Annotated in this window: 25 protein-coding genes and 1 pseudogene; 15 read left to right on the top strand and 11 right to left on the bottom strand. The window is 70.4% G+C overall.

Annotation, left to right across the window (positions count from 1 at the left end):
- The first annotated feature begins 32 nt into the window (after nt 1-32).
- From BMY74_RS13425 to BMY74_RS46980, 10 genes and pseudogenes are all read left to right on the top strand, one after another.
- Nucleotides 33-1,166, top strand: a complete 1,134-nt coding sequence (locus BMY74_RS13425; RefSeq protein WP_089915117.1) for a GuaB3 family IMP dehydrogenase-related protein — start codon at nt 33-35, stop codon at nt 1,164-1,166.
- 62 nt (nt 1,167-1,228) lie between these two features.
- Nucleotides 1,229-1,576 (top strand): hypothetical protein, encoded by a 348-nt coding sequence (locus tag BMY74_RS13420; protein ID WP_089915750.1) that lies wholly within the window; start codon nt 1,229-1,231, stop codon nt 1,574-1,576.
- Between the two features lie 39 nt (nt 1,577-1,615).
- Nucleotides 1,616-1,834, top strand: coding sequence for a hypothetical protein (locus BMY74_RS13415; RefSeq protein ID WP_143091564.1), 219 nt, complete (start codon nt 1,616-1,618; stop codon nt 1,832-1,834).
- Nucleotides 1,835-1,895: 61 nt separating this feature from the next.
- Nucleotides 1,896-2,216 (top strand): type II toxin-antitoxin system Phd/YefM family antitoxin, encoded by a 321-nt coding sequence (locus tag BMY74_RS13410; RefSeq protein WP_218159614.1) that lies wholly within the window; start codon nt 1,896-1,898, stop codon nt 2,214-2,216.
- Nucleotides 2,209-2,748, top strand: coding sequence for a type II toxin-antitoxin system RelE family toxin (locus BMY74_RS13405; RefSeq protein WP_089915107.1), 540 nt, complete (start codon nt 2,209-2,211; stop codon nt 2,746-2,748). Before BMY74_RS13410 ends, BMY74_RS13405 begins: the two co-directional genes overlap by 8 nt.
- Nucleotides 2,749-2,781: 33 nt before the next feature.
- Entirely contained in the window at nt 2,782-4,458 is a 1,677-nt protein-coding gene (locus BMY74_RS13400; protein WP_089915104.1) for an FAD-dependent oxidoreductase, read from the top strand.
- Nucleotides 4,459-4,470: 12 nt separating this feature from the next.
- Entirely contained in the window at nt 4,471-5,430 is a 960-nt protein-coding gene (locus tag BMY74_RS13395) for an MBL fold metallo-hydrolase (protein WP_089915101.1), read from the top strand.
- Entirely contained in the window at nt 5,427-6,659 is a 1,233-nt protein-coding gene (locus BMY74_RS13390) for an FAD-dependent monooxygenase (RefSeq protein ID WP_089915098.1), read from the top strand. Before BMY74_RS13395 ends, BMY74_RS13390 begins: the two co-directional genes overlap by 4 nt.
- A pseudogene (locus tag BMY74_RS46985) lies at nt 6,643-7,029 on the top strand (FAD-binding oxidoreductase); the annotation flags it as partial. The gene BMY74_RS13390 and the pseudogene BMY74_RS46985, both read left to right, overlap by 17 nt.
- 760 nt (nt 7,030-7,789) lie before the next feature.
- Nucleotides 7,790-7,861, top strand: coding sequence for a hypothetical protein (locus tag BMY74_RS46980; RefSeq protein WP_089915747.1), 72 nt, complete (start codon nt 7,790-7,792; stop codon nt 7,859-7,861).
- Here the strand turns inward: BMY74_RS46980 and BMY74_RS13380 are convergent.
- Both BMY74_RS13380 and BMY74_RS13375 read right to left on the bottom strand, forming a co-directional pair.
- Nucleotides 7,856-9,301, bottom strand: a complete 1,446-nt coding sequence (locus BMY74_RS13380) for an aldehyde dehydrogenase family protein (RefSeq protein WP_089915095.1) — start codon at nt 9,299-9,301, stop codon at nt 7,856-7,858. The genes BMY74_RS46980 and BMY74_RS13380 overlap by 6 nt on opposite strands.
- A 10-nt stretch (nt 9,302-9,311) precedes the next feature.
- On the bottom strand, nt 9,312-9,980 hold the full coding sequence (locus BMY74_RS13375) for an aminoglycoside phosphotransferase family protein (protein WP_143091563.1): 669 nt from the start codon (nt 9,978-9,980) through the stop codon (nt 9,312-9,314).
- Nucleotides 9,981-9,999: 19 nt separating this feature from the next.
- On the opposite strand from BMY74_RS13375, the gene guaA reads away from it, so the two are divergent.
- Nucleotides 10,000-11,559, top strand: a complete 1,560-nt coding sequence (guaA, locus tag BMY74_RS13370) for a glutamine-hydrolyzing GMP synthase (RefSeq protein WP_089915092.1) — start codon at nt 10,000-10,002, stop codon at nt 11,557-11,559.
- Nucleotides 11,560-11,604: 45 nt separating this feature from the next.
- Here guaA and BMY74_RS13365 read toward each other — a convergent pair whose 3' ends face one another.
- Both BMY74_RS13365 and BMY74_RS13360 read right to left on the bottom strand, forming a co-directional pair.
- Nucleotides 11,605-11,802, bottom strand: coding sequence for a hypothetical protein (locus tag BMY74_RS13365; protein WP_089915090.1), 198 nt, complete (start codon nt 11,800-11,802; stop codon nt 11,605-11,607).
- On the bottom strand, nt 11,795-12,967 hold the full coding sequence (locus BMY74_RS13360; RefSeq protein ID WP_245786099.1) for a PspC domain-containing protein: 1,173 nt from the start codon (nt 12,965-12,967) through the stop codon (nt 11,795-11,797). Before BMY74_RS13360 ends, BMY74_RS13365 begins: the two co-directional genes overlap by 8 nt.
- Nucleotides 12,968-13,099: 132 nt before the next feature.
- Here BMY74_RS13360 and BMY74_RS13355 point away from each other — a divergent pair, with 132 nt between their 5' ends.
- Genes BMY74_RS13355 through BMY74_RS13345 form a run of 3 tightly spaced genes read left to right on the top strand, consistent with a single transcriptional unit; the run spans nt 13,100 to nt 15,504 of the window.
- On the top strand, nt 13,100-14,269 hold the full coding sequence (locus tag BMY74_RS13355) for an ATP-binding protein (RefSeq protein WP_425434835.1): 1,170 nt from the start codon (nt 13,100-13,102) through the stop codon (nt 14,267-14,269).
- Nucleotides 14,266-14,916 carry a response regulator gene (locus BMY74_RS13350; RefSeq protein WP_089915080.1) on the top strand — a complete coding sequence of 217 codons (651 nt, stop codon included), beginning with the start codon at nt 14,266-14,268 and terminating at the stop codon, nt 14,914-14,916. Before BMY74_RS13355 ends, BMY74_RS13350 begins: the two co-directional genes overlap by 4 nt.
- Before the next feature lie 6 nt (nt 14,917-14,922).
- The gene (locus tag BMY74_RS13345; protein ID WP_089915078.1) at nt 14,923-15,504 is read left to right on the top strand and encodes a phosphatase PAP2 family protein; all 582 of its coding nucleotides are present in this window, start codon (nt 14,923-14,925) and stop codon (nt 15,502-15,504) included.
- On the opposite strand, the gene BMY74_RS13340 is transcribed toward BMY74_RS13345, so the two are convergent.
- The 3 genes from BMY74_RS13340 to BMY74_RS13325 all read right to left on the bottom strand — a co-directional run bounded on the left by BMY74_RS13340 (nt 15,497) and on the right by BMY74_RS13325 (nt 18,542).
- Nucleotides 15,497-16,813: a serine/threonine-protein kinase gene (locus tag BMY74_RS13340; RefSeq protein ID WP_342716769.1), complete on the bottom strand. Its 1,317-nt coding sequence runs from the start codon at nt 16,811-16,813 to the stop codon at nt 15,497-15,499. The two genes, BMY74_RS13345 and BMY74_RS13340, sit on opposite strands and share 8 nt — an antisense overlap.
- A 261-nt stretch (nt 16,814-17,074) precedes the next feature.
- Nucleotides 17,075-17,494, bottom strand: coding sequence for an SsgA family sporulation/cell division regulator (locus tag BMY74_RS13330; RefSeq protein WP_089915073.1), 420 nt, complete (start codon nt 17,492-17,494; stop codon nt 17,075-17,077).
- A 121-nt stretch (nt 17,495-17,615) separates the two neighbouring features.
- Nucleotides 17,616-18,542 (bottom strand): DMT family transporter, encoded by a 927-nt coding sequence (locus BMY74_RS13325; protein WP_245786098.1) that lies wholly within the window; start codon nt 18,540-18,542, stop codon nt 17,616-17,618.
- 81 nt (nt 18,543-18,623) lie between these two features.
- Here BMY74_RS13325 and BMY74_RS13320 point away from each other — a divergent pair, with 81 nt between their 5' ends.
- Nucleotides 18,624-19,526 (top strand): LysR family transcriptional regulator, encoded by a 903-nt coding sequence (locus BMY74_RS13320; protein ID WP_089915070.1) that lies wholly within the window; start codon nt 18,624-18,626, stop codon nt 19,524-19,526.
- A gap of 12 nt (nt 19,527-19,538) precedes the next feature.
- On the opposite strand, the gene BMY74_RS13315 is transcribed toward BMY74_RS13320, so the two are convergent.
- The 4 genes from BMY74_RS13315 to BMY74_RS13300 form a co-directional block, all read right to left on the bottom strand.
- Nucleotides 19,539-21,188, bottom strand: coding sequence for a serine/threonine-protein kinase (locus BMY74_RS13315; RefSeq protein ID WP_089915067.1), 1,650 nt, complete (start codon nt 21,186-21,188; stop codon nt 19,539-19,541).
- A 118-nt stretch (nt 21,189-21,306) separates the two neighbouring features.
- A complete protein-coding gene (locus tag BMY74_RS13310; RefSeq protein ID WP_245786097.1) occupies nt 21,307-22,635 on the bottom strand; it encodes a serine/threonine-protein kinase in 1,329 nt (442 codons plus the stop codon).
- A gap of 147 nt (nt 22,636-22,782) precedes the next feature.
- Nucleotides 22,783-23,622 carry a hypothetical protein gene (locus BMY74_RS13305; RefSeq protein WP_089915064.1) on the bottom strand — a complete coding sequence of 280 codons (840 nt, stop codon included), beginning with the start codon at nt 23,620-23,622 and terminating at the stop codon, nt 22,783-22,785.
- 206 nt (nt 23,623-23,828) lie between these two features.
- Nucleotides 23,829-24,623 carry a superantigen-like protein SSL4 gene (locus BMY74_RS13300; protein ID WP_143091562.1) on the bottom strand — a complete coding sequence of 265 codons (795 nt, stop codon included), beginning with the start codon at nt 24,621-24,623 and terminating at the stop codon, nt 23,829-23,831.
- Nucleotides 24,624-24,759: the final 136 nt, after the last annotated feature.

The following is a 24,759-nucleotide window of genomic DNA, read 5'->3' as shown; positions in this document are numbered from 1 at the left end:
GCTCGTTCTAAAGCTCTGGAGAGGAACCACAGGTGCGCGATCTGGTCGAGATCGGCATGGGCCGGACCGCGAGGCGGGCCTACGAGCTGGACGACATCGAGATCATCCCGTCGCGTCGGACGAGGTCGTCGAAGGACGTCTCCACGACGTGGCAGATCGATGCCTACCGCTTCGACATCCCGCTGATCACCCACCCGACCGACGCCATCGTGTCGCCGGGCACGGCGGTCGCGGTCGGCGAGCTCGGTGGTCTCGGCGTGCTGAACGCCGAGGGCCTCTGGGCGCGGCACGGCGACGTGGACGAGGCGCTGTTCCGCCTGGTCCAGGCGACCGAGGACAACGAGGACCCGGCCGCGGCGGTGAAGGTGCTGCAGGAGCTGCACGCCGCGCCGCTGCGGATGGACCTGATCGCCGAGGCGGTCAAGCAGGTCCGCGAGTCGGGCGTCACCGTCGCGGTCCGCGTCAGCCCGCAGCGCGCCGCCGAGCTCACCCCGGACCTGCTGGCCGCGGGCGTCGAGATCCTGGTCGTGCAGGGCACGATCATCTCGGCCGAGCACGTCACGCGCGGTGGCGAGCCGCTCAACCTGAAGTCGTTCATCGCGGACCTCGACATCCCGGTGATCGCGGGCGGTGTCGGTGACTACCGCACCGCCATGCACCTCATGCGCACGGGCGCGGCGGGCGTGATCGTCGGCTACGGCTACACGCCCGGCGTCACCACCACCGACCAGGTCCTGGGCATCGGCGTGCCGATGGCCACCGCGATCGCCGACGCCGCGGCCGCGCGCCGCGACTACCTCGACGAGACCGGCGGCCGGTACGTGCACGTCATCGCCGACGGCGGCGTCACGACCTCGGGCGACGTGGCGAAGTCCATCGCCTGCGGTGCCGACGCCGTGATGCTCGGCGAGCCCCTCGCGGCCGCGACCGAGGCACCGGGTCAGGGCCTGTACTGGACGGCGGCGTCCGCGCACCCGTCCGTGCCGCGCAGCCTCGTCGCCGAGGCCGTCGACCAGGAGCTCGACCTGCGCAAGCTGCTGTTCGGCCCGTCCGCCGACCCGCGCGGCGTGACGAACCTGTTCGGCGCGTTGAAGCGGGCCATGGCCAAGACCGGCTACTCCGACCTCAAGGAGTTCCAGAAGGTCGGCCTGACCATCCGCGGCTGATCACGGCTCCGCAGAAGGGCGCGTTCCGACCTGGGACGCGCCCTTCTGCTTTGCTGGGTGCCGTGCCGCTCGTCGAGATCAACTACGCCTCCCACGTCCCGCCCGCGGTCCTGCGCGACCTGGCGGAGGTGCTCCCGCACGCCGTGTCGCTCGCGGTCGAGTGCCCCGAGGAGCCCTACGACGGCGACCTCCGGCCCGGCGACGTCGAACTGCGCTTCCGCGAGCACGGCCCGTTCGATGTGAGCGGCATGGACGTCGTCGTCGAGGTCCGTTCGAAGTACTTCGAGAGCCGCGCGGCCGACCGCCAGGACCGGGCCGACCGGCTCTGCACGGCCATCTCCGAGGCCACAGGCCTCGCTGACCTGGGCGTATACCTCAGCCTCCCGGTCGCTGCTTGGGCCCAAACCTGATCCTGCAACCGAACGGGCACCCCGCGCGTCCACTTGAGCGTGGATTTGGATGCGTTGTTCGGCGACGGCAAGAACAGTGATGTGGACACGATCGACCCGGACGCCGACGTCACAGAGTTCGAGGACGCTCCCGAGGAGGACGACCGGGTCGGGGGCATCGGCTGGAAGGCCCTGGCCCTGTTCGTGTGCGGCGGCCTGGTGATCACGGCGCTGGCCGTGGCGTTCACGGTCTGGGTCATCAACGGCCTGGTGCTCTGAGCTGACGGGTGCGCCTTCGGGCGCACCCTCAACCTGTGCATTTTTCTGTATAGTTCTGTGCATGACCGCAATGCGCGATGCTCGCGAGCTGACCGTCACGGAGGCCACGAAACGTGGTGTCGCCGGGCTGGTCGCCGATGCCGAGCACGGTGGTCCGGTCGTCGTCACGCGGCACAGCCGGCCGGTGGCCGCGGTCGTGCCGGTGAGCCGCTTGGCGGAGATCGACGAGGCGGCGGCGGACCTGAGGGATCTGGCGCTCGTCCTCGCCCGGTCGGCGGCCGACTCGGGCAGGCGCACTTCGTTCGACGACGTGCTGGCAGCGTTCGGGCACACCCGTGAGTCGCTGGCGGCGGTGGAGGACGACGACTCGCTCGATGGCTGAAGTGCTGTTCACCGACGCGGCGATCGACGACCTGCGCCGGCTCGGTCCCGACGTGGTGCCGAAGGTCCTCAAGAAGATCCAGCTCCTGCTCGACAACCCCGAGGCGGGGTATCCGCTCGGTGGTGAGCTGACCGGGTTTCGCAAGCTGGTGGTGGGGCGCAACCACTGGCGGATCGTCTACCGGATCACCTCTGACGGGGCCGTGGAAGTCTGCGAGGTCTGGTGCGTGGGCGTGCGCTCGGACTCCGAGGTCTACGCCGAGGCGGCGGCGCGGGTCGCATCGGCGGCCGACGAGGGTTCCACCATGGCGAGGCTGGCCGACGTGATCGCCCGGCTCGGACGCCTGGCTGGTGACGTGGCCGTCGAGGAGGTCGCCCCGCGCGAGCCGGTTCCGGACTGGCTGGCGCAGCGGCTCGTGCACACCGCCGGCATCCCGTTGGAGCAGGTCGCGGCGCTGAGTCTGCAGCAGGCCGTCGACCTCTGGACCGACTTCATGACCGCGTCCCGCCCATCTGAACCGATAGGGGACTAGGCGTTACCGGAAGTAACGCCTACTCTCCGGTTCATGGGTGAACTCGCCGGTAACTTCGATGTCGTCATCGTCGGCTCCGGGTTCGGTGGCAGCGTCGCCGCACTCCGCCTGACCGAGAAGGGCTACCGCGTCGCCGTCCTCGAGGCGGGGCGCCGGTTCGCCGACGACGAGTTCGCCAAGACCAGCTGGGACCTCCGCCGCTACCTGTGGGCGCCGCGGCTGCGGTGTTTCGGCATCCAGCGCATCCACACCCTGCGCAACGTCATGGTGCTCGCCGGCGCGGGTGTCGGCGGCGGCTCCCTCGTGTACGCGAACACGCTGTACCGGCCGCTCAGGCCGTTCTACGAGGACCGGCAGTGGGCGCACATCACCGACTGGCAGGACGAGCTGGAGCCGTTCTACGACCAGGCGAGCCGGATGCTGGGCGTCGTCACGAATCCCACGACCACCCCTAGCGACGTCGTCATGCAGAAGGTCGCGAAGGACATGGGCGTCGAGGACAGCTACCACGCGACGCCCGTCGGGGTGTTCTTCGGCGAGCCCGGCAAGAAGACCGCCGACCCGTTCTTCGGAGGTGCCGGGCCGGAGCGGACGGGCTGCACCGAGTGCGGCAGCTGCATGTCCGGCTGCCGGGTGGGGGCGAAGAACACGCTGGTCAAGAACTACCTCTACCTCGCGGAGAAGCTCGGTGCGCAGGTCTTCCCGCTGACCACGGTCACGAAGCTCCACGAGAACGACGGCAAGTGGACCATCGACACGAAGACGACCGGCGGCAGGGCCACGAGGACCTTCACGGCCGACCAGGTCGTGGTCGCGGCCGGCACCTGGGGCACGCAGCAACTGCTGCACAAGGCGAAGGCCACCACGCTCCCCAGGATTTCGCCCAAGCTCGGCGAGCTGACCCGCACCAACTCCGAGTCGATCATCGGGGCCGCGCGCTACGCGGTCGACCCGGCCACCGACTTCACGCAGGGCGTCGCGATCACGAGCTCCATCCACCCCGACGAGATCACGCACATCGAGCCCGTCCGGTACGGCAAGGGCAGCAACGCCATGGGCATGCTGCAGACCCTCGCCACGGACGGCGCGCTGAGCACTCCGCGGTGGCTGCAGTTCGTCAAGCAGGCCGTCCGCCACCCGCTGCGGTTGCTGCGCCTGCTCAGCGTGCACCGGTGGAGCGAGCGGACCGTGATCCTGCTGGTCATGCAGAGCCTCGACAACTCCATCACGACGTTCCTCAAGCGCGGCAAGCTCACCAGCAAGCAGGGCCACGGCGAGCCGAACCCGGCGTTCATCCCGGCCGGTCACGAGGCGAACCTGCTGGCCGCCAAGCACATCGGCGGCATCGCGGGCGGCACGTGGGGCGAGCTGTTCAACATCCCGCTGACCGCGCACTTCATCGGCGGCTGCGCGATCGCGTCCGACGCCGACCGGGGCGTCATCGACCCGTACCACCGGGTGTTCAACTACCCGAGTCTGTCCGTTGTGGACGGTTCGGCGATCAGTGCGAACCTCGGCGTGAACCCGAGCCTCACCATCACCGCGCAGGCCGAGCGGGCCTTCTCGCTGTGGCCGAACAAGGGCGAGGTGGACCAGCGACCGGCCCAGGACCAGCCCTACCGGCGGATCAACCCGACGAAGCCGAAGAACCCGGCGGTTCCCGATCATGCTCCAGCCGCATTGCGGTTGCCGATCGTGAAGGCGTCCTGACACGGTGGAGGCATGGCCAAAAAGCCGTTCGCTTCCAGCGCTGACCTCTCTCCCAAGGACGAGGTCTTCGTCGAGCTCGCCGAGGGCGTCTACACCCTGACCGCCGAAGGCGACCCCAACGTCGCGGCCATCGAGGCCGAGGACTTCCTGATCTGCTTCGAGGCGCGGGCGACACCCGCGGCGGCGCGCAGGTGGCTCACCCAGCTGCGCAAGCACACCAAGAAGCCGGTCCGGTACCTCGTGCTGAGCCACTACCACGCCGTGCGCACGCTCGGGGCCAGCGCGTTCGACGCCCAGGAGGTCGTCGCGCACGAGATGACGCGGGTGCTGATCGCCGAACGCGGGCAGCAGGACTGGGAGAGCGAGTTCGGCCGCATGCCGCGGCTCTTCGAGCAGCCCGAGGAGATCCCCGGCCTGACCTGGCCGACGCTCACGTTCTCCGACCGCATGACGATCCCGCTGGGCGACGAGCGCGGCGACCTGGTGCTGCAGTTCCTCGGGCGCGGGCACACCGCGGGCGACATCGTGGCGTGGCTGCCGCAGCAACGCATCCTGTTCGCGGGTGACCTGGTCGAGTCGCAGGCCGCGCTCTACACCGGGGACGCGTTCCACGACGAGTGGGCGACGTCCACTTTGGACGAGATCGAGGACCTGGGCGCCGAGGTCCTCGTCGGCGGGCGCGGCAAGGTCGCGCGCGACCGCATCGAGGTCGAGGCCGCGATCAACCAGAGCAGGCACTTCCTCAACGAGCTGCGCCGCACGGTCGGCGGGGTCCACGCCGAGGGCGGCACGCTCAAGCAGGCCTTCGAACTGGCGCACCAGACCCTCGTCGGCCGCTACGGGCGCTGGCCGATCTTCGAGCACTGCCTGCCGTTCGACGTGAAGCGCTACTGGGACGAGTGCGACGGCAGGGACTGGCCGGAGATCTGGACCGCCGAACGCGACCGGGCCGTGTGGGACGCCCTGCAATGACCGTCCTGGTCGTCGGTGCGGGGCCGGTCGGGCTCACCGCCGCGCTGTTCCTCGCGCGGGCCGGTGTGCCGAGCGTCGTGCTGGAGGCCCGGGAACGACGTGCCGAGGCCGGCAGCCGGTCGATCTGCGTGCAGCGCGACGTGCTGGAGGTCCTCGAACGGATCGGCGTCGGGCAGGCAGTCGCCGACGCGGGCGTCACCTGGTACACCGGCCGCACCTTCCACCGCGACCGCGAGGTGCTGACCCTGACCTTCCCGCAGGCCAGTGGTTTCCCGCCGTTCGTGAACACCCCGCAGACCGTGGTGGAGCGGCTGCTGGAGGAACGGGTCCGCGCCGAGCCGTTGGTCGAACTCCGCTACGGGCACCCGCTCGAAGCCCTCACCCAGGACGACGAGGGGGTGTTCACACCGGACGGGATCCGGGCGACCCACTGCGTCGCCGCGGACGGCGCGCACTCCAAGGTCCGCGAGCTGCTGGGCATCCCGTTCGAGGGCTTCTCGTTCGACGACAGGTTCATCATCGCCGACGTCCGCGTCGACCTGGACTTCGAGGCACCGGAACGCCGCTTCTACTTCGACCCGCCCTGGAACCCCGGCCGTCAGGTCCTCCTGCACCCGCAACCGGACGGCGTCTGGCGGATCGACTGGCAGGTCGCCGAGGACGTCCGGCTCAGCGACGAGCACATCCGCGCGATCGTCGGTGACAGGCCGTACGAGGTCGTCTGGCAGTCCACCTACCGCTTCCACCAGCGCCGGGCAGCGCGGTTCCGGGAAGGCAGGGTCCTGCTCGCGGGCGACGCGGCGCACGTGATGAGCCCGTTCGGCGCCCGCGGCCTGAACTCGGGCATCTGCGACGCCGACAACGCGGCCTGGAAGATCGCCGCCGACCGCCGCGGCGAGGCGGGCCCGCACCTGCTCGCCTCCTACGACGCCGAACGCGGTGCCGCCGCCGACGAGAACCTCCGCATCACCGGCGAGACCATGCGGTTCCTCGTGCCGGGCACCCCCGAGGAACGAGCGCACCGGGAGCGCGCGCTCGAGACCGGTGAGGGCATCGACTCGGGCAAGCTCTTCACCCCGTTCGCCTACGAGGGCGGTGGCGTGCTCGTCGAGGGGTCCCGCACGGCAGGTCCCGGCTTCACGGTCCGGGACGGCCTGCTGATCAGGCCCGACGGCCACGTCGCCGGCCGCGACGACGAGGAGACGAGACGCCGTGCGCTCGGCTGGTGAACCGCAGAACACCCTGTACGCACACCGGAAACCGCTCGCGGTGGTGAGGTGCGCGAGCGTCGGGGACGTCCAGGCAGGTCTGGAACGTGCTGCACGCCAAGGCATTCCGGTCGCCGCGCGCAGCGGTGGCCACAGCTACGCGGGTTACTCGTGGCCGGACGGCGGCCTGGTGCTCGACCTCGGCGGGCTGTCGCACGTCCGGGTCGACGGCCGGCGAGCGACGATCGGTGCCGGTGCCCGGATGCACGACGTCTACGAGGCACTCGGCGCGGCGGGCCAGGCGTTGCCCGCCGGTTCGTGCAGCACGGTCGGCATCGCCGGGCTCGCCCTCGGCGGCGGCATCAGCGTGATCTCCCGCCGGTACGGCCTGACCTGCGACCACCTCGTGCAGGCGCGGATCGTCACCCCGGACGGAGTCCTGCGCACGGTCTCGGACGAGTCGGAGCCCGACCTGTTCTGGGCGTTGAAGGGCGGCGGAGGCGGCAACTTCGGCGTCGTCACGGAGTTCACGTTCCGCACGGACCCGGCGCCGGACCTGGTCGTGTTCGGCCTCGACTACCCGGACGGCACGACGGCGGACGTGCTCGACGCCTGGCAGGACTGGATCGCGGACGCGCCGGACGAGCTGTGGACGAGCCTGCGCGTCGACTCGGGCTCGCCGTCGGTGCCGAGCGTCCGGGGCACGTACGCGGGCCCTGCGAAGGACCTGCACCGGCTGCTTGACCGGATGCCTCGCGGCGCTCGTGAGGTGGAGGAGACGACCTACCTGCAGGCGATGCGGCACTACGCCGGACCTGCGGAAACCGGCGAGCCGTACGTGGCGTCGTCGCGGATGCTCCACTCGCCCGTGCCGGGGTCGAAGGTCGCCGCGCTGGTGGACGGGCAGCCCCCGTGCATGATCCAGTTCGACTCGTTCGGCGGCGTGGTCGGACGGGTCGCGCCCGACGCCACCGCCTTCCCGCACCGCGACGCCACGGCCAGCGCCCAGGTTTACGTGCACCTGGGCGACCTGACCGAGGCGGGGGCCCGTGCGCTGCTCGCGGGCCTGCGCGACGGGCTCGGCGCGGGCACCACCGGGTACGTGAACTACATCGACCCGGAGATGCCCGACCGCGTACTACGGCCGCAACCTGAAGCGCCTCAAGGAGGTCGCGGACCGGTACGACCCCGATCGCGTGCTGGCGTTCGAGCAGGGCCTATAGCTGGATCCCGGTCAGCACGGTGATGCGCTCCTCGGTGAAGTCCTCCATCGCGGACCGCACGCCCTCGCGCCCGGTGCCCGAGCCCTTCACGCCGCCGTACGGCATCTGGTCGGCGCGGTAGGAGGGCACGTCACCGATGATCACGCCACCGACCTCGAGCTCGGCCGCCGCCTCGAACGCCACCTGCACGTCGCGGGTGAACACCCCGGCCTGCAGCCCGTACTTGGAGTCGTTGGCCTGCGCGAACGCGTCCTCGACGCCGTCCGCGACCGACACCACGAGCACCGGCCCGAAGATCTCCTCGGTCCAGACCTTGGCGGTCTTCGGCACGTCGGTGAGCACGGTCGGTTCGACCGTCGCGCCGGTCCGCTTGCCGCCCAGCAGCACGCGGGCGCCGACGTCGGTGGCCATGTTGACCCACTCCTCGACGCGCTTGGCGTTGTCCTCGTCGATCAGCGGCCCGACCTCGACCTCGGGGTCGTGCGGGTCGCCGGTCTTGAGCGCTGCCACCGCCTCCACGAGCTTCGGCACGAACTCGCCGGCCTTCGAGCGGTCGACGACCACCCGCTGCACGGCGATGCACGACTGCCCGGCCTGGTAGTTGCCGAACGTCGCGATGCGCCGCGCCGCGTGGTCCAGGTCCGTCCAATCAGGACAGATGATCGCCGCCGCGTTGGAGCCCAGCTCCATCACGACGTGCTTGCGCGGCGCGGCGTCCATCAGCGACCAGCCGACCTTCGTGGACCCGGTGAACGAGATGACCGGCAGCCGTTCGTCCTTCACCAGGGCGTCCATGTCCTTGCCGCGCACGGGAAGGACCGAGAACGCGCCCTCGGGCAGATCGGTCTCGGCCAGGATCTCGCCCAGCAGCAACGCGGACAGCGGCGTCGCCGAGGCGGGCTTCACGATCACCGGCGCGCCCACCGCGAGCGCCGGCGCGACCTTGTGCGCCACCAGGTTCAGCGGGAAGTTGAACGGCGCCACCGCGAGCACGGGTCCGCGCGGGACGTGCCGGACGATCGCCATCCGCCCCACGCCACCGGCCTCGGTGTCGAGCCGCTGCAGCCCGCCGGTGAACCGGCGCGCCTCCTCGGCGGCGAACCGGAACGTGTTGACCGCGCGCTGCACCTCGATCTCGGCCCACTTGAGCGGCTTGCCGTTCTCGGCCGTGATCGTCTCGGCGATCTCCTCGGCGCGGTCGGCGAGGGCCTTCGAGACCTGCAGCAACGCCTCGGCCCGCACGTGGGCTGGTGTTCGCCGGAACTCCTTGGCCACGGACGCGGCCGCGGCGATCGCACGTTCCACCTGGTCTCTGCCCGGCACCGCCACCGAGGCGACCTCGGTGCCGTCGAACGGGTGGAGAACCTCCAACGCCTGCTCGCCCTGCTCGGGGCGGCCGGCGACCCAGCAGGGCCGGGGTTGCGGGGTGAACGCGTCCATGGGCCTCACGTTAAGCCCTGTTGGCCTGCACGTACCTGATGAGATCCGAGTAGTGGCCGACATGCCCTTCAACGCGTTGGAGCTCGAAGGCGGGATGCTCCCGGATTGTCCGGATCATGTCTTCCAACCGGGCCAGCACGTGCTCGGGTTCGTACTCGATCCCGTAGGTCTCGCAGAACAACCGCGTCCGCCGCTCGCGGTCGTCCGGCAGCGCCAGCACGAACTGGATCAACGCCCAGCTGACGTCCCACCAGCGCGGCCCCGGATGCGCGCTGTCCCAGTCGAAGACGCCCGTCGGCGTCCCGTCGCGGAACACGACGTTGTACGGGGCGAAATCACCGTGCAGCACCACTTCGACGGGTTCGCGGGCGGGGTGCTGCCACCCGTCCAACTCGTCGACCAGTCGCGCTGTCGTGTCGTGCAGCCGCCGCAGCAGCAGTGCCGACTCGATCAACGTCCTGTCGCTCGAAGGGGGCACGTGGCCAACCTCACCCGGCAGGTAGCTGAGCAGTTCGTGCTCGTCGTCCAGCCGCAGCGGCACCGGCGCGATCCCCAGAGGTGCCAAGCGCCGCAACAACTCGTGCACCCGAGGAGCCCACGGCCCGGCCGGCCTGCGCACCGCGTCACCCACCCTGAACACCTGGTTCAGCCCGCCACCGGTCAGCAGTTCACCGTCCACCCATGAGATCCTTGGGGACGTGTCCGACACCAGCAACCGCCCTGTTCTCGTCGTCGACTTCGGCGCCCAGTACGCGCAGCTGATCGCGCGCCGCGTGCGCGAGGCCCAGGTCTACTCCGAGGTCGTCCCGCACACCGCGAGCGTCAGCGAGATCCTCGACAAGAACCCGCTGGCCATCGTGCTGTCCGGTGGCCCGTCGAGCGTGTACGAGGAGAACGCCCCGCAGGTCGACCCGAAGCTGTTCGAGACCGGCGTCCCGGTCTTCGGCATCTGCTACGGCTTCCAGGCGATGGCGCGCGCACTCGGCGGTTCGGTGGAGCAGACCGGCACCCGCGAGTACGGCCGCACCGACCTCGGCGTGTCCGGCACGGGCGGGTCGCTGCACGAGGAACTGCCCGGCTCGCACCCGGTGTGGATGAGCCACGGCGACGCCGTCACCAAGGCGCCCGAGGGCTTCACCGTCACCGCGACCAGCGAGGGCGCGCCGGTCGCCGCGTTCGAGGACACCGAGCGCCGCTTCGCGGGCGTCCAGTACCACCCCGAGGTCCACCACTCGCCGCACGGCCAGGAGGTCCTGCGCCGGTTCCTGCACGAGATCGCGGGCATCCGTCCGCAGTGGACGACGTCGTCCATCGTGGACGAGCAGGTCAGCCGCATCCGCGAGCAGATCGGTGACGGCAAGGCGATCTGCGGCCTCTCCGGCGGCGTCGACTCCGCCGTGGCCGCGGCCCTCGTCCAGCGCGCCATCGGCGACCGCCTCACCTGCGTCTTCGTCGACCACGGCCTGCTGCGCTCCGGCGAGCGCGCCCAGGTCGAGCGCGACTACGTGGCCGCCACGGGCATCAACCTGGTGACCGTCGACGCCCGCGAGCGCTTCTTGAGCGCTTTGGCCGGCGTCACGGACCCGGAGGAGAAGCGCAAGATCATCGGCCGCGAGTTCATCCGCGTCTTCGAGCAGGCCGAGCGCGACCTCAAGGCCGAGGGCGACTACCGCTTCCTCGTGCAGGGCACGCTCTACCCGGACGTCGTCGAGTCCGGCGGCGGCGCGGGCACCGCGAACATCAAGTCGCACCACAACGTCGGCGGCCTCCCGGACGACCTCCAGTTCGAACTGGTCGAGCCGCTGCGCGCCCTGTTCAAGGACGAGGTCCGCCGCGTCGGCACCGAGCTCGGCCTGCCCGAGACGATCGTGCAGCGCCAGCCGTTCCCCGGCCCGGGCCTCGGCATCCGCATCATCGGCGAGGTCACCCAGGACCGCCTCGACACGCTGCGCCAGGCCGACGCCATCGCGCGCGAGGAACTGACGGCCGCCGGCCTCGACCGCTCGATCTGGCAGTGCCCGGTCGTGCTGCTCGCGGACGTCCGCAGCGTCGGCGTCCAGGGCGACGGCCGCACGTACGGGCACCCGATCGTGCTGCGCCCGGTGTCGTCCGAGGACGCGATGACCGCGGACTGGACGCGCCTGCCGTACGAGGTTCTGGAGCGGATCTCGACCCGGATCACCAACGAGGTGGCGGAGGTCAACCGCGTGGTGCTGGACGTGACGTCCAAGCCGCCGGGCACCATCGAGTGGGAGTAGGAACGTGCGAAGGGCCCCTGGGAGACCAGGGGCCCTTCGCGTTCTCTAGGAGTTCTTGCGCCTCAACGAGTTCGTCAGCAGCACCAGGCCGACCAGGATGGCCGTCCCCCCCAGCGCCCACCTCAGGTCGAACCAGAACGTCCCGTTGCTCAGCACGTAGGCCGCCATCAGCCCGCCACCGATCCCGAAGACCAGCCCCAGCGGGTCGATCCGCCTGCGCATCACCTGCTGCTGCTCAGTCACGGAGCACCCTCACCTCTCCGACGCTCGTCAGAACGTCCAGGTCGATCTTCAGTCCACCTTCGCCGTCGGCGCCCAGGTCGGTGCCGTCGACCTGCACGCCGGTGCCGTCCGCCCGCTTGCCGAGGCAGTCGAGCTCGCCGATGGAGTCCGCCTCGCACCGGAACGTCACGTCGGCGTTCGCCGGCACGTGCACGAGCACCTCGCCGAGGTTCGACTCGACCTGGGTCTTCACCGCGCCGGAGTCCGGGAGCTCGCGCAGGTCGAGCACCAGGCTGCCGACGCCCAGTTCGTAGCGGGACTCGACCTCGCCCACCGACCTGGGCGTGAAGTTGAGGTCGCCCACGTTGGCGGGGCCCTCGAACTTGACCGAGGTCAGGCCGAAGCCGACCACCGACAGCGGGACCAGCAGCCAGATCAGGCCGCGACCGCCCCCGGTGAACGCACCGACCAGCAGGCCCGCGGCCAGCACCGCGATGACGAGACCGACGACGTGCGGGGCGGTGAACCACGGGATCCACGTTCCGGCGATCGCGGCCGCGGCACCCACCAGCAGCGCCACGCCCAGCGTCACGCCGCTCACGCGCGGCTTGCGCGGGCGGGGGGCCGGCGGCTGCGGCTTCGGGGTCGGTTCGGGGAGGTCCCACGCGAACGGCGCGGCCCCCAGCGGGTCCCAGGCCGGTGCGCCCGGCACCGGTGGCGTCGGCGGCGGGTCGGCGAGCGTCGTGGCCGGCTGCAGGTGCCCACGGTTCTTCTGCAGCAGGTAGATGCACGCGACCGACGCGGCGATCGTCACGAAGACCTGGAACCCGCCGCTCCCGAACGTGAACGCGAGGGCGGGGAACATCAGCACGCCCAGCAGGACCGTCTGGCCCTGCGACGTCGAGCTGTGGCCCCTGTTGAGCAACGACTCGAGCGGCGACGCCTGGTCGCCCTCCTCCGGCAGCAGCAGCCAGCCGGCGAGGTACATCGGCAGGCCGACGCCACCCGACAGCGCGAGCGCGACGAACGCGATCCTGACGATCACCGGGTCGATCTGGTAGCGCAGGGCGATCCCGGTGGCGACGCCTCCGAGCTTGCGCCCTGCACGGGGCCGCACCGGACGGTGCGCCCAGAACTCTCTGAGCGTGTCCGCCACGCCCTGCATTGCCTTCTCAGTCCCGCTCACGTCACCAAGGTTGCTACGGCAGGCTCTCGACCACATCAGGGACCAGCCCTGATTCAGGGAACCGGGGTCATCCCTGATGAACAACCCGGGAGGACGTGTGACGATCGGATGGTGAGTGCACGGATTGAGCCGATGCGCCGTCGACGCACCGGCCGGGTGGTCGCGGGCGTCGCGAGCGGACTGGCGGACCACCTCGGCGCACCCGTCTTCTGGGTGCGCGCGGTGTTCGCCTTGTTCGCGGCGTTCAGCGGGGCCGGGATCATCGCCTACGGGCTGCTCTGGATGTTCGTCCCGCAGTCGGCGGTGGCGGAGCCGGAGACCGACACCGACCGCAAGGAGTGGCAGCAGGCCGTGGGCCTCGCCGCCCTCGGCATCGGCGTCGCGGTGTTCACCGGCCTGCTCGGGGGAGCGTGGAGCGGGTGGATCACCGGGCCCATCGCCGTGGCGCTCATCGGCGCCGCGGTCGTGTGGCGCGAGGCCGACGAGGCGCAGCGCCGCCGCTGGCGGGACGGCGCCTTCTCGCAGGGGAAGACGGGGATCGTGCGGACGGTGGCGGGAGGCGCGCTGGTCGTGGCGGGGGTCGCCGCGTTCCTCGTGGTGAACGACTCCATCGCGAACCTCTCGACCGTCGTGCTCTCCGTGGTCGCCACGCTGGTCGGCGTCGCGGTGCTGACCGTGCCGCTGTGGATGCGGCTGGTGCGCGACCTCGACTCGGAACGCCGTGCGCGCATCCGCACCGAGGAACGCGCCGAGATCGCCGCCCACCTGCACGACTCCGTGCTGCAAACGCTTGCCCTGATCCAGAAGCAGTCCGAGTCGTCGCGGGAGGTCAAGCGCCTCGCCCGCAGCCAGGAACGCGAGCTGCGCAGCTGGCTCTACGGCCGTGAGGTGGGGGAGCAGCCGCACTCCATCAGCGTCGCGATCGCCCAGGTCTGCGCGGACGTCGAGGACGACTTCGCCATCGCCGTCTCGCAGGTCGTGGTGGGCGACTGCGAGCTGGAGGACGGCATGTTCGCGCTGGTCCAGGCGTCGAAGGAGGCGATGGTCAACGCGGCCAAGCACGCGGGGGTGGCCGAGGTCAGCGTCTACGCCGAGGTCGAGCCGGAGAAGGTCACGGTGTTCGTGCGCGACCGCGGCAAGGGCTTCGACCCCGGCGCGGTGCCCGAGGACCGGCATGGCCTCGCGGGGAGCATCCGGGGGAGAATGTCGAGGCACGGCGGGGAGGTGCGACTGCGCACGGCTCCGGGAGAGGGGACCGAGGTGCAGCTCGAGATGCCGAGGAAGCAGGAGGCCAGGACGTGAGTGTGAGGGTGTTCCTGGTGGACGACCACGCGTTGTTCCGGGCGGGGGTGCGGGCGGAGCTCGAAAGCATCACCGAGGAGGTCGAGGTCGTCGGTGAGGCCGGCGGCGTCGGTGAGGCGGTCGCGGGCATCGCGCACCACAGGCCGGACGTCGTGCTGCTCGACGTGCACATGCCCGACGGCGGCGGCGCCGAGGTGCTGCGGCAGATCCGCACCAAGATCCCCGAGGTCACGTTCCTCGCGCTGTCCGTGTCCGACGCGGCCGAGGACGTCATCAACGTCATCCGCGCCGGGGCGCGCGGGTACGTGACGAAGACGATCTCCAGCCAGGAGCTGGTCAAGGCCGTCGTGCGGGTCTCCGAGGGCGACGCGGTGTTCTCGCCGCGCCTCGCCGGGTTCGTGCTGGACGCGTTCGCGGACAGGCCGGGCGCCGCGCCGATCAGCGACCCCGAGCTCGACCTGCTGACGCCGCGGGAACGCGACGTCCTGCGGCTGCTGGCCCGCGGTTACGCTTACAAGGAGATCGCGTCCGAGCTGTTCATCAGCGTCAAGACGGTGGAGACGCACGTGTCGAGCGTCCTGCGGAAGACCCAGCTCTCCAACCGGTACGAGCTGTCCCGCTGGGCCACGGATCGCAGACTGGTCTGAGGGGCTTTGGTCGAAAAGGTCGCCCGCGGTGCCACCGAGGTGCTGGCGCCGTGGGTCTGGGTGATTTTGCTGCCGTTCGGCGTCGCGTACGCGACGGAAAGCGTCTGGATGACGCTGCTGTGGGGGTTCGTCGTCGCACTAACGGCGTCGGTCATCCCTATGGCCGTCATCGTGCGTGGCGCCCGAAAGGGGAAATGGGACGGCCACCACGTCACGAACCGCGAGGGCAGGGTCGTCCCGCTGGTCACGGCGGGTGCGTCGCTGGCCGCCGGCACGGCGATCATGTTCCTGGGCGACGCGCCGCGGTCCATGCTCGCGCTGGCGGGCAGCATGTTCGCGTCGCTGATCGTCAGCATGGCGATCACGTTCGGGCTGAAGTGGAAGATCTCGCTGCACGCCGCCGTGGCCTGGGCCGCCGTGGTGACGCTGACGATCGTCTACGGACCGTGGTGGCTGCTCCTGGCACTGCCTGCCGCACTGGTGACGTGGTCGCGCGTCGAGCTGGGCGACCACACGACCGGCCAGGTGCTGGCCGGCTCGGTGATGGGCGTGGTCGTCGGCGGCGGGACGTTCTGGCTGCTCAGCTGATCTGCCTGATGCTGGTGATCTTCATTTCGTTGTTGACGGCGGCGACCTCGGCCTCGTAGACGCCGCTCTTCTGCTCGCCGGCGGCCGTCTCCAGCGCCAGGTCGTACGTGACCACCCAGTTCGGGCCGTTCGACCGGATGGGCACCGCGGACATGGCGCACTTGACCGAGGCGTAGGCCTTCCACCGCGCCACGTACTTGTCGTGCGGCTCGACCGCCTGTTGGTCGAGGTTCAGCCACGCCACGTGGGGGTGGGCGGGGAGCTGGCCGTAGTGGCCGAGCACGAACCCGGACGCCTCACTCGCGGTGAAGTAGCGGGGCTGCTGCTGTGGTTGGAAGTTGCCCTGGTTGACCGGGCTGTCACCGCCTCCGGTACCGCCCCAGTACGCGGCGGCCGCGCCACCACCGATCGCCAGCAAAGCGATGACCGAGAGGATCACCAGGATCCGCTTGTTCGGCGCCTTGAGCCTGCGCTCCGGCTGCGGGATCTGCAGGAGCCGTGACGGCTGCGGGATATGCAGGGGCTGCGACGGCTGCGGCTCGGTGGCCAGCAGGTCGGCGGCCTCCTGCGCGGTCGGCCTGTCCTTCGGGTCCTGCGAGAGCAGCCGCTTGAGCAACGGGGTGAGCTCGCCCGCGTTCTTGGGATCGCGGAGCTGGCCGCTGGCGGCGCGGTAGATGAGGCCGAAGCTGTTGTCGCTCGGCCCGAAGACCGACTCGCCTTCGATGGCCGTGTAGATCGTGGCGCCGAGCGAGAACACGTCGGACGCCTCGTCGGGGTGTTCGCCGCGGGCCACCTCGGGAGCGAGGTAGGCGGGGGTGCCCGAGATCATGCCCGTGTCGGTCATCGTGCCGTCGCCGGAGGCCTTGGAGATGCCGAAGTCGGTGATCTTGACCGTGCCGTCGTGGCCGATCAGGACGTTGCCGGGCTTGATGTCGCGGTGGACCAGTCCGGCCGCGTGCGCCGCTGCCAGCGCCGAGGCGACCTTGGCCCCGATGCTCGCCGCCTGGGCCGGCTTGAGCGGCCCGCGCTCGGCGATCAGCGCCGAGAGGCTGTGCGAGGCGAGGTACTCCATGACGATCCACGGCTGCTCGTCGTCCGTGCTGACGACGTCGAACACGGCGATGGCGTGCTGGTGGTGCAGCCGGGCGGCGTTGCGGGCCTCCCGCATCGCGCGCTGGTGATCGCCTGTGACGAGCTCCTTGACCGCGACCTCGCGGGCCAGCACCTCGTCCCGCGCTCGCCAGACCACTCCCATCGCACCGCTGCCGATGCGCTCGAGGAGCGTGTAGCGGCCGCCGACGGTTGTCACACCCTGAGACTAGTCAATCGCTCAGGCGAGCATCGGGCGTTCCCGCTCGCGGGGTGGTGCAGATCGCTCGAAGCCGAGTTCACCGGTGGGGACGTTCGTCTTGAACTCGTTCAGCCTGTTGAGACGTGCCGCCGCCGCTGCCCACGACGTCCGGCACCGCGTTCAGGTGATCTCCGGTGACGAGCTGGTCGGCCACGCTGCCCCGCGTGCCGGCACCTCGTCCCGCGCCCGTTCGACCACCTCGGTGGATCGTCAGGGGGACTAGTCGATCGTCGAGACCAGCTTCTGCAGCTCGCGGTCGAAGTCGATCCACAGGTCCTCCTCGCCCGGCTGGACGACGTCGTAGGAGGCGTCCAGGAACTCCGCCACGTCCTCGGCGACGGCGCTGAGGATGGCGAACCCGGTGGGCGCGTTCAGTTCGACCAGGACGCGCTCCGGGTCGTCGGAGGCGGGCCGGACGAGGATGTCGCCCTCACCGGACGGCGTCAGCAGGCCGTCGGCCAGCAGGTCGCGGGCGAACATCCACTCCACCCGGCCGGAGCCCGTGAAGAAGATGACGGCGACGGCGTAGGGGTCCTCCGCGTCGTAGACGAGTTCGGCCTCGACCGGCGCGGGAGCCACGCCGGGCGCGAGGAGCTGAAAAGTCGTCCTCGTCGTGACCTTCAGGTTTTCGTTGTTCATGTCGATGTCCCTTTCAGGCTGGTCTCCATGTCCGCTCACAAGAAGGAGACGGCCAAGCAGCCCGATAAGGACGCGATTCGTCTCGGAACCATCCTTCTGGGGGAGACGTGCGTCTCACCCTTCAGCGTTTGACCAGGTCGCGTGTCTCGTTTGGTGAGACGGTCTGACCTGCCGAGACGGGCTTCCGACGGGTCAGCGCGACGCCCAGCAGCACCACCAGCATGCCGGCGACGACCCTTGCGTTCAGTTGCTCCCCGAGGAAGATCGCTCCAAGGAGTACCGAAACCACGGGCAAGAGGTAACCGACGGTAGTCGCCGTGGTCGCGCCCTCGTCGGCGATGACGCGGTAGTTGAGGATGAACGCGACGCCGGTGCCGAAGACACCCAGGATGATCACGGCCGCGACGCCGACCCAGTGCAGGTGCAGCGGCTGCAGGCCGCCGAACGGCGTCGCCACGAGCAGCATCCCCATCGCGGTGGTCAGCTGCATCGCGGCGAGCTGCGTCGAGGTGGCGCCGGTGCCGACGAGGAAGCGGCCGGCGTAGGAGTAGCCGACGGCGTAGCTCGCGGCGCCGATGAGGCAGAGCACCGCACCCCAGCTCGCGATGCCGTTGGTCGACTCCCACGGCGCGAAGATCAGCAGCACGCCGCCGAAGCCGAGCGCGAGACCGAGCATCCGCACCACGTCGCTGATCTTCTCGCTGCCCAGCACGAGGCCGATGGCCAGCGCGAACAGCGGAGTCGTCGAGTTCAGCACCCCGGAGACGCCCGAGTCGACGGTCTGGCCGCCGAACGCGAACAACGTGAACGGGACGGCGCTGCCGAAGAATGCCACGAAGAGCATGTGACCCCAGATCCGGCGGTCACGCGGCAGGGACATCTTCGCCAGTGCGAGCACGACGAACAGCACGGCCGCTCCGAAGAACGTCCGCACGAGCGAGATCTGCAGGGGCGCGAGACTGCCGAGCGCGAGCTTCATCCAGAGGAAGCTGGATCCCCACAGCAGGGCGAGCACGCCCATCCTGATCAACGTTCCGCGTTGGTTCACACCTCAACCATGCGCCCGCGGACACATGAAAACAATTTAATAGTTGTACGCAACCTTTAAGCACCGCTGTATGGTCGGAGCATGCTGGACGTGCGACGAATGCAGGTGCTCAGGGCCGTCGTGAGCACGGGTTCCATCACCGCCGCGGCGACGAACCTCGGCTACACCCCGTCCGCCATCTCGCAGCAGGTGGCGGGCCTGGAGAAGCAGGCGGGGATGCCACTGCTGGAACGCGTCGGCAGGGGCATCAGGCCCACCGCGGCCGGCCGCCTGCTCACCGAGCACGCCGGTCGCCTGGCCGAACAGCTGGCCGAGGCCGAGAGCGCCCTCACGGCGTTGCGCAACGGCTGCGCGGGCACCCTGCGCGTGCGCTACTTCGCCACGGCGGGCGCGGCGCTGGTGCCACCCGCGGTGGCGACGTTCCGCGCCGAGCGCTCCGGCGTCGAGCTCGACCTGAAGCTCACCGAGCCGACCGACCCGTTCGTCGAACTGGCGGCGGGTCGCGCGGACGTGGCGATCACCGTGCTGGAGCAGGACGCGCCCGCCCCCGAGGGCATGATCAGCAGGCACCTGCTGGCCGACCCGCTCTACGCCGTCCTCCCGCGCGGCCACGCCCTCGCCCGCAAGCGCGTGCTCGACCTGGCCGACCTGGCCGACGAACCGTGGGTCGACGGGGACTGCAGCTATTCCGGGCCGTGCGCCGACCTCGTGCGCAACGCGTGCGCGGGTGCGGGGTTCTCGCCGCAGATCGCCGTGGAGAGCGACGACTACGCGACGGCGCAGGGCTTCGTGGCGGCCGGGCTGGGCGTCACCCTCATCCCGAGGCTCGGGCTGGGATTCGCCCACCCCGGCGTCGTGCTGCGCAGGGTGCGCAACCCGGAACCGGTGCGGCACATCCACGTCGTGTACCGCGAGGACGCCGCGTGGAACCCGGCCGTGCTGACGCTGGCGGACGCCTTGGAGAAGGCCGCGCGGGCCGGCTGACCCGCGGGGTGCTCAGGCGCTGCCGAACGGCTTGTCGTAGCTCAGCAGGAAGTTCGGCGAGCGCCACTCCAGCGACACCTGCCGCTGCATCGACGACTTCGACCCGTCCTTCTTCTCGATCTCCAGCGTCACCACGAAGTAGTACGACTGCCGTTCCTCGACGCTGGTGACCTTGGCCTTCTTGATGCCGCCCCAGAACGACTTGAAGCCGTCCATGCCACCGGGGTACTGGCCCTGGAAGTTCGCGTTGCCCATCGCCCAGGCGTCGGCGGGCTTGCTCGTCGCGAGCTGGAAGTAGTCCTCCAGCAGCGTCTTCTTGTCCTCGTCGGTCGGCGTGTCGGTCCACTGACCGGCCTTGCCGGCGGACTTCGGCGGCGTCGACTCGCCCGTGGCGTCGTTGCCCTGCGTCTGCTGGTTCGACGTGTTCGGCCCGGCGATGTTGTTCGAGCCGTTGTCGCCGCCACCGCCGCTCGAGATGATGCTCGCGAACATGATGCCGATGACCGCCGCCGCCACGATGGCGAGCGCCGTGAAGACCGTCGACTTCTTGTTCTTCGTGGCGGACGCCAGCGCCGAGGGCCTCGACGGCTTCGGGCGCTGCGAGTACTGGGGCGCGGCGGCCGGCCGGTGGTTCGACGGCTGCTGCTGCTGCGTGGGCACGGCGCGCGGAGGCGTGTGCAGGTCGACCCGCGTCGCGTTGGGCGGCGGCGGTGCCTGCTGCTGCACCTGCGGAGGCGTCAGGGCCCTCGTCGCGGCCGGCTGCGGCTGCTGCACGGGCGCACCGCGCCACGACGGCGGGTGCGTCGGCGCGACCACGGCGGGCGTGAAGGCGGGGGCGGCCTGGCCGTTCGCGACGGCGGCGAGCGCGTCACGGGCTTCGGCCATCGTCGGGCGGTCTTCGGGTTCCGCGCGCAGCAGGCGCATCAGCAGCGCGGTCAGCGGGCCGGCGTTGCGCGGCGGGTTGACCTTGCCGGACGCGACCTTGTGCAGCAGCGCGATGGTGTTCTCGCTCAGCCCGAACGGCGGTTCGCCCTCGATCGCGGCGTACAGCGTCGAGCCCAGGGAGAACACGTCGGACGGCGAGCCCGGGTCGTAGCCCTTGGCCACCTCGGGGGCGAGGTAGGCGGGGGTGCCCGCGAGCATGCCCGTCGCGGTGACCGTGACGTCACCGGTCGCGCGGGAGATGCCGAAGTCGGTGATCTTGACCGTGCCGTCGTCGCCGAGCAGCACGTTGCCGGGCTTGATGTCGCGGTGCACGATGCCGGCGTTGTGCGCGGCGGCCAGCGCGGAGGCGACCTGCATGCCGATCGACGCCACGTCCCGCGGCGGGAGCGTGCCGCGCTCGGAGAGCACCGCGGACAGGCTCTTCGACGGCAGGTACTCCATGATCAGCCACGGCTGGCTGTCGTCCTCGGCCACGTCGTACACGGCCACGGCGTGGGGGTGCTGCAGCCGCGCCGCGATGCGGCCCTCCCGCATCGCCCGTCTCTTGGCCTCGTCGGTGTCGGATTCGGCCAGTCCGGGCTGCAGGAGCAGCTGCTTGACCGCGACTGTGCGGTGCAGGCGTTCGTCGTGTGCCGTCCAGACGACGCCCATGGCGCCGCTGCCGATCCGCTGGCTCAATCGGTAGCGACCAGCGACCAATCGGCCATCGTCGGTCACAGTTGCTCCCCGCTGTGCGGTCACTTGCTCTCTGTTCAACGGCTGATCACACCTTCGGGTTCAGATCACCCATCGGTGCGGGTACCCACCATACGAGATTTCTACGGCGCAATGACGCTTAGCCCGCCGGAGGCGGCACCGTCGTCGTTGTCACGACCGGCGGCGGCGAAGACGACGGCTTGGGAGTCGTCGTCGTTGTGGTTGTCGTCGTTGTGGTCGTCGTAGTGGTGGTCGTGGTTGTCGTCGTCGTAGTGCTAGACGTCGTTTCCTGCGTCGTCGTTGCCTGAGGGGTGGTTGTCGTCACCTCAGCCGCCGAAGTCGTCGGCTCCACCGTCTGCGAGCTGCTCGCGGGAGGAGCCACCGGGGTCTTCTCGTCCCTGTTGAACACCCCGAGCGCGACCATCAGACCACCGATGACCAGCAACAACGCCAGCACGACCGCCGCGATCACCAACGGGCGGTTGTTCTCCTCGCCACGAGGAGGCGCCATCGGCGGGGCCGTCCGCGGAGGTGAGGTGCGGGGCACCGCGCGGACCACGCGGGTCCGTTCGGGCTCCACGATCGTCGTCGGGTCGGGACCCGCGACCACGGCCAGGCCGTTGAAGGACGGCGAACGGCCGTGCGCGACGGCGTTGAGCACCTCGCGCGCCTGGGCCATGGTCGGCCTGTCGTCCGGCTCGAAGTTGAGCAGGTACAGCAGCGTGTCGGCGAGCGGGTGGTCGACGGTCGGCGGGTTGATCCGCCCGGCCGCGACGGCGTGCAGAACACCGAGAGTGTTCTCGCTCACTCCGTAGGGCGGCTCGCCCTCCATCGCGGCGAACAGCGTCGAGCCGAGCGAGTAGACGTCGGAGGCCGGCGTCGGGTCCTGGCCCCGCGCGATCTCCGGTGCGAGGTACGCGGGCGTGCCGGCGATCAGCCCGGTCTTGGTGACCGTGATGTCGTCGGACGCGCGGGAGATGCCGAAGTCGGTGATCTTGACGACGCCGTTGTCGGCGATCAGCACGTTGCCGGGCTTCACGTCGCGGTGCACGATCCCCGCCGCGTGGGCCGCGGCCAGCGCCGCCGCGCACTGGGCGCCGATGCTCGCGACCTCGACCGGGTCCATCGGTCCGCCCTCGGCCAGCGCGTCGGCGAGGCTGTAGGACGGCAGGTACTCCATGACCAGGCACGGGACGCCGTCCTCCTCGACGACGTCGTACACGGCGATGGCGTTCGGGTGGTGCAGCTTGGCGGCGATGCGGCCCTCGCGCATGGCGCGCTGGATGGCCTCGTCCTGCTCGGCCTCGTCGAGACCGGGTGCCAGCAGCAACTGCTTGATGGCGACCTCACGGCCGAGGCGTTCGTCGTGGGCGCGCCAGACGATGCCCATCGCGCCGGAGCCGATGCGGTCGAGGAAGCGGTAGCGGTCGGCGATCAGACGGCCGTCCGAGGTGCCGGACGTCGTCACAAGCCCACCCCGTGGGTGCTCGAAGGCGTGACTGCGGCTGCGGCAGCAGATCCCACGCTCGTGCTCCTCGTGCGGTAGTCAGCGGGTCGTCCGGAATGCCCGCACAGGGTACCTGCCGGGGGCCGTCGCCGAGCTACCTGTCGTACATCAGTTCGCCGGGGCGAAGAAGTCGAATCCGCCGACGACGTCGCCCACGGTGTCGAGGACCGGGTCGAGGACGCCGAGGTCCACGCTCACGTCGACCGGGTTGGACGGCGGGGGCGTCGAGTTGTCCGAGCTGGGCGGCGTGCTGGTGCTGCCGCTCGACGGAGGCGTGGTGGACGAGCTCGGCGGGGGAGGCGTCTGGCTCGACGGCGGCGTGCTGGTCTCCGTCGGCGTCGACGGGGTCGTCGAGGTCGAGGTCTCCGGGCTGGGCTGCTGCGTCGGCTGCTGGGCCTGCGTCTGGGTCTGCTGCTGCGTCGGGCGCTGCTGCTGGGTCTGGACGTACGGGGCGACGCGCGTCGTCTCCTCCGTCGTCGGCGCGGCCTGCGTCTCGCTCGCGTCGGACTGCTGCGTCTTGTTCGACGGCAGCTTCACGACGCCTTCGGTGCCCGAGCTCGCGCCACGGGCCTGGGCGCGCTCGTCGAACCGCACCTCGGCGAGCGGGCGCTCGTCCGGCGAGGACAGCCACGAGGAGGCGGCGAACGCCACGGAACCGCAGATGATGACGCCACCGCTGGCCGCGGCGGCCAGCTTGCCGACGGTGAACCCGCCGCGCTGGGTGTCGTCGGCGCGACCCTCCCTGCGCAGGAGCTCGGTGATGTGCAGCTCCTTCATGGGCTGCTTCTTCTTGCCAGGAGACTTGACCGGCTTGAACTTGACGGTCTCCTCGAACGCCTCGGGGGTGATGTCGTCGGTGATCACGGGGATCTCGACGGTCTCCGCCTCGCGGCGGGCGATCAGCTCGGCGACGGACAGCTGCCCGGTCGACTCGGCCGAACCGCTCAACCGCCGACGATGGTCCTCAATCGACACCGCTCGTTCACCCTTCCAAGTTCGCGTTTGCGCACTGGCGGGAACATGGATACCGAATCGTGACCCGAGATGTAACCCCTATGGGGGAATTTTCACGACCGAAACCCGGTTTTCGCGACGAGCGGTCACCGTTCGACTGCGAACGGCGAATCAGTTGGGCGCGACCTAACTCCCGGGGTTCAGCTCCTCTGCGCCGAAAGGACTTCAGTTCCGATGATCCGGGGCTGGGTCGTGCTGGTGAGCCAGAAGAGCTGCTCGATCCGCAGCCAGCTCCCGTCCGCCTCCTGCATCGAGACGACCGCCAGCACCGAGCCGTCCGGCCGCACCGACGTCTGGTCGACGTTCACGACCTTGATCTTCCCCCAGGACTTCACGAAGTCGGCGGTGTTCGGGCCGACCAGGTCCGGTGAGAGCAGCTTGGCCGCCGACCCCGGTCTGGTCGTGAGCAGCTCGTAGAACTTCTTCACCACGTCGACCTGCGGCAACGGGCCGGTCGAGACCTCGGGCGTCGACGGTTCGGTGCTCGCCGGTGCCGAGGCGGCGCCGGTCTCCAGCAGCAGCTCGGACGGCTGCGGCATCGGGGCCGCCGCGGCGCCGGGGGTGGTCTGGGCCGGTGGGCGCTCGTTCGGCAGCTGGGCCGACAGGACGTCGGGACGCAGCGCGCTCGACCCGGACAGCGCGACGGCGCGCTCGGTGACGGGGATGCCGGCGTTCGGCGGGCGGTTGCCGGCCAGAACGGCCGCGCCGGCGACGGAGGAGACGAGCACGATCGCGCCCGTGAGCAGACTTGCGGCCTTGGCGGTGCGGCTCGACTTGGTGCGGCGGCGACGGCCGGGTGTGACAGGTATCACCGCGGTCGTCGCGGTCATGTTCTCGGTGGGGCCGAGCAGGGATGTGACCAGTGCGTCGGTGGCCGCTTCCTCGGTCGAGAGGATGCGCACCGGGCCAGGCTGCTGCTTGATCAGCTCAGCCACGCTGATCGAGCCGACGCGGGTGTGTCTCCGGCCGGTCGTCGCGGGACGCTGCACTGCTCGGGCCCTCCGTACTGTCCGTGTGCACCTGAAGACGTACCGTGGTCGCGGTCGAAGACGCCAGTGTCTGGCTCGTATT

Source organism: Lentzea albida (assembly GCF_900111005.1).
Lineage (GTDB): Bacteria > Actinomycetota > Actinomycetes > Mycobacteriales > Pseudonocardiaceae > Lentzea > Lentzea albida.
The sequence above is the reverse complement of the archived record's forward strand: the minus strand, read 5'-3'. Positions and strand labels throughout refer to the sequence as shown.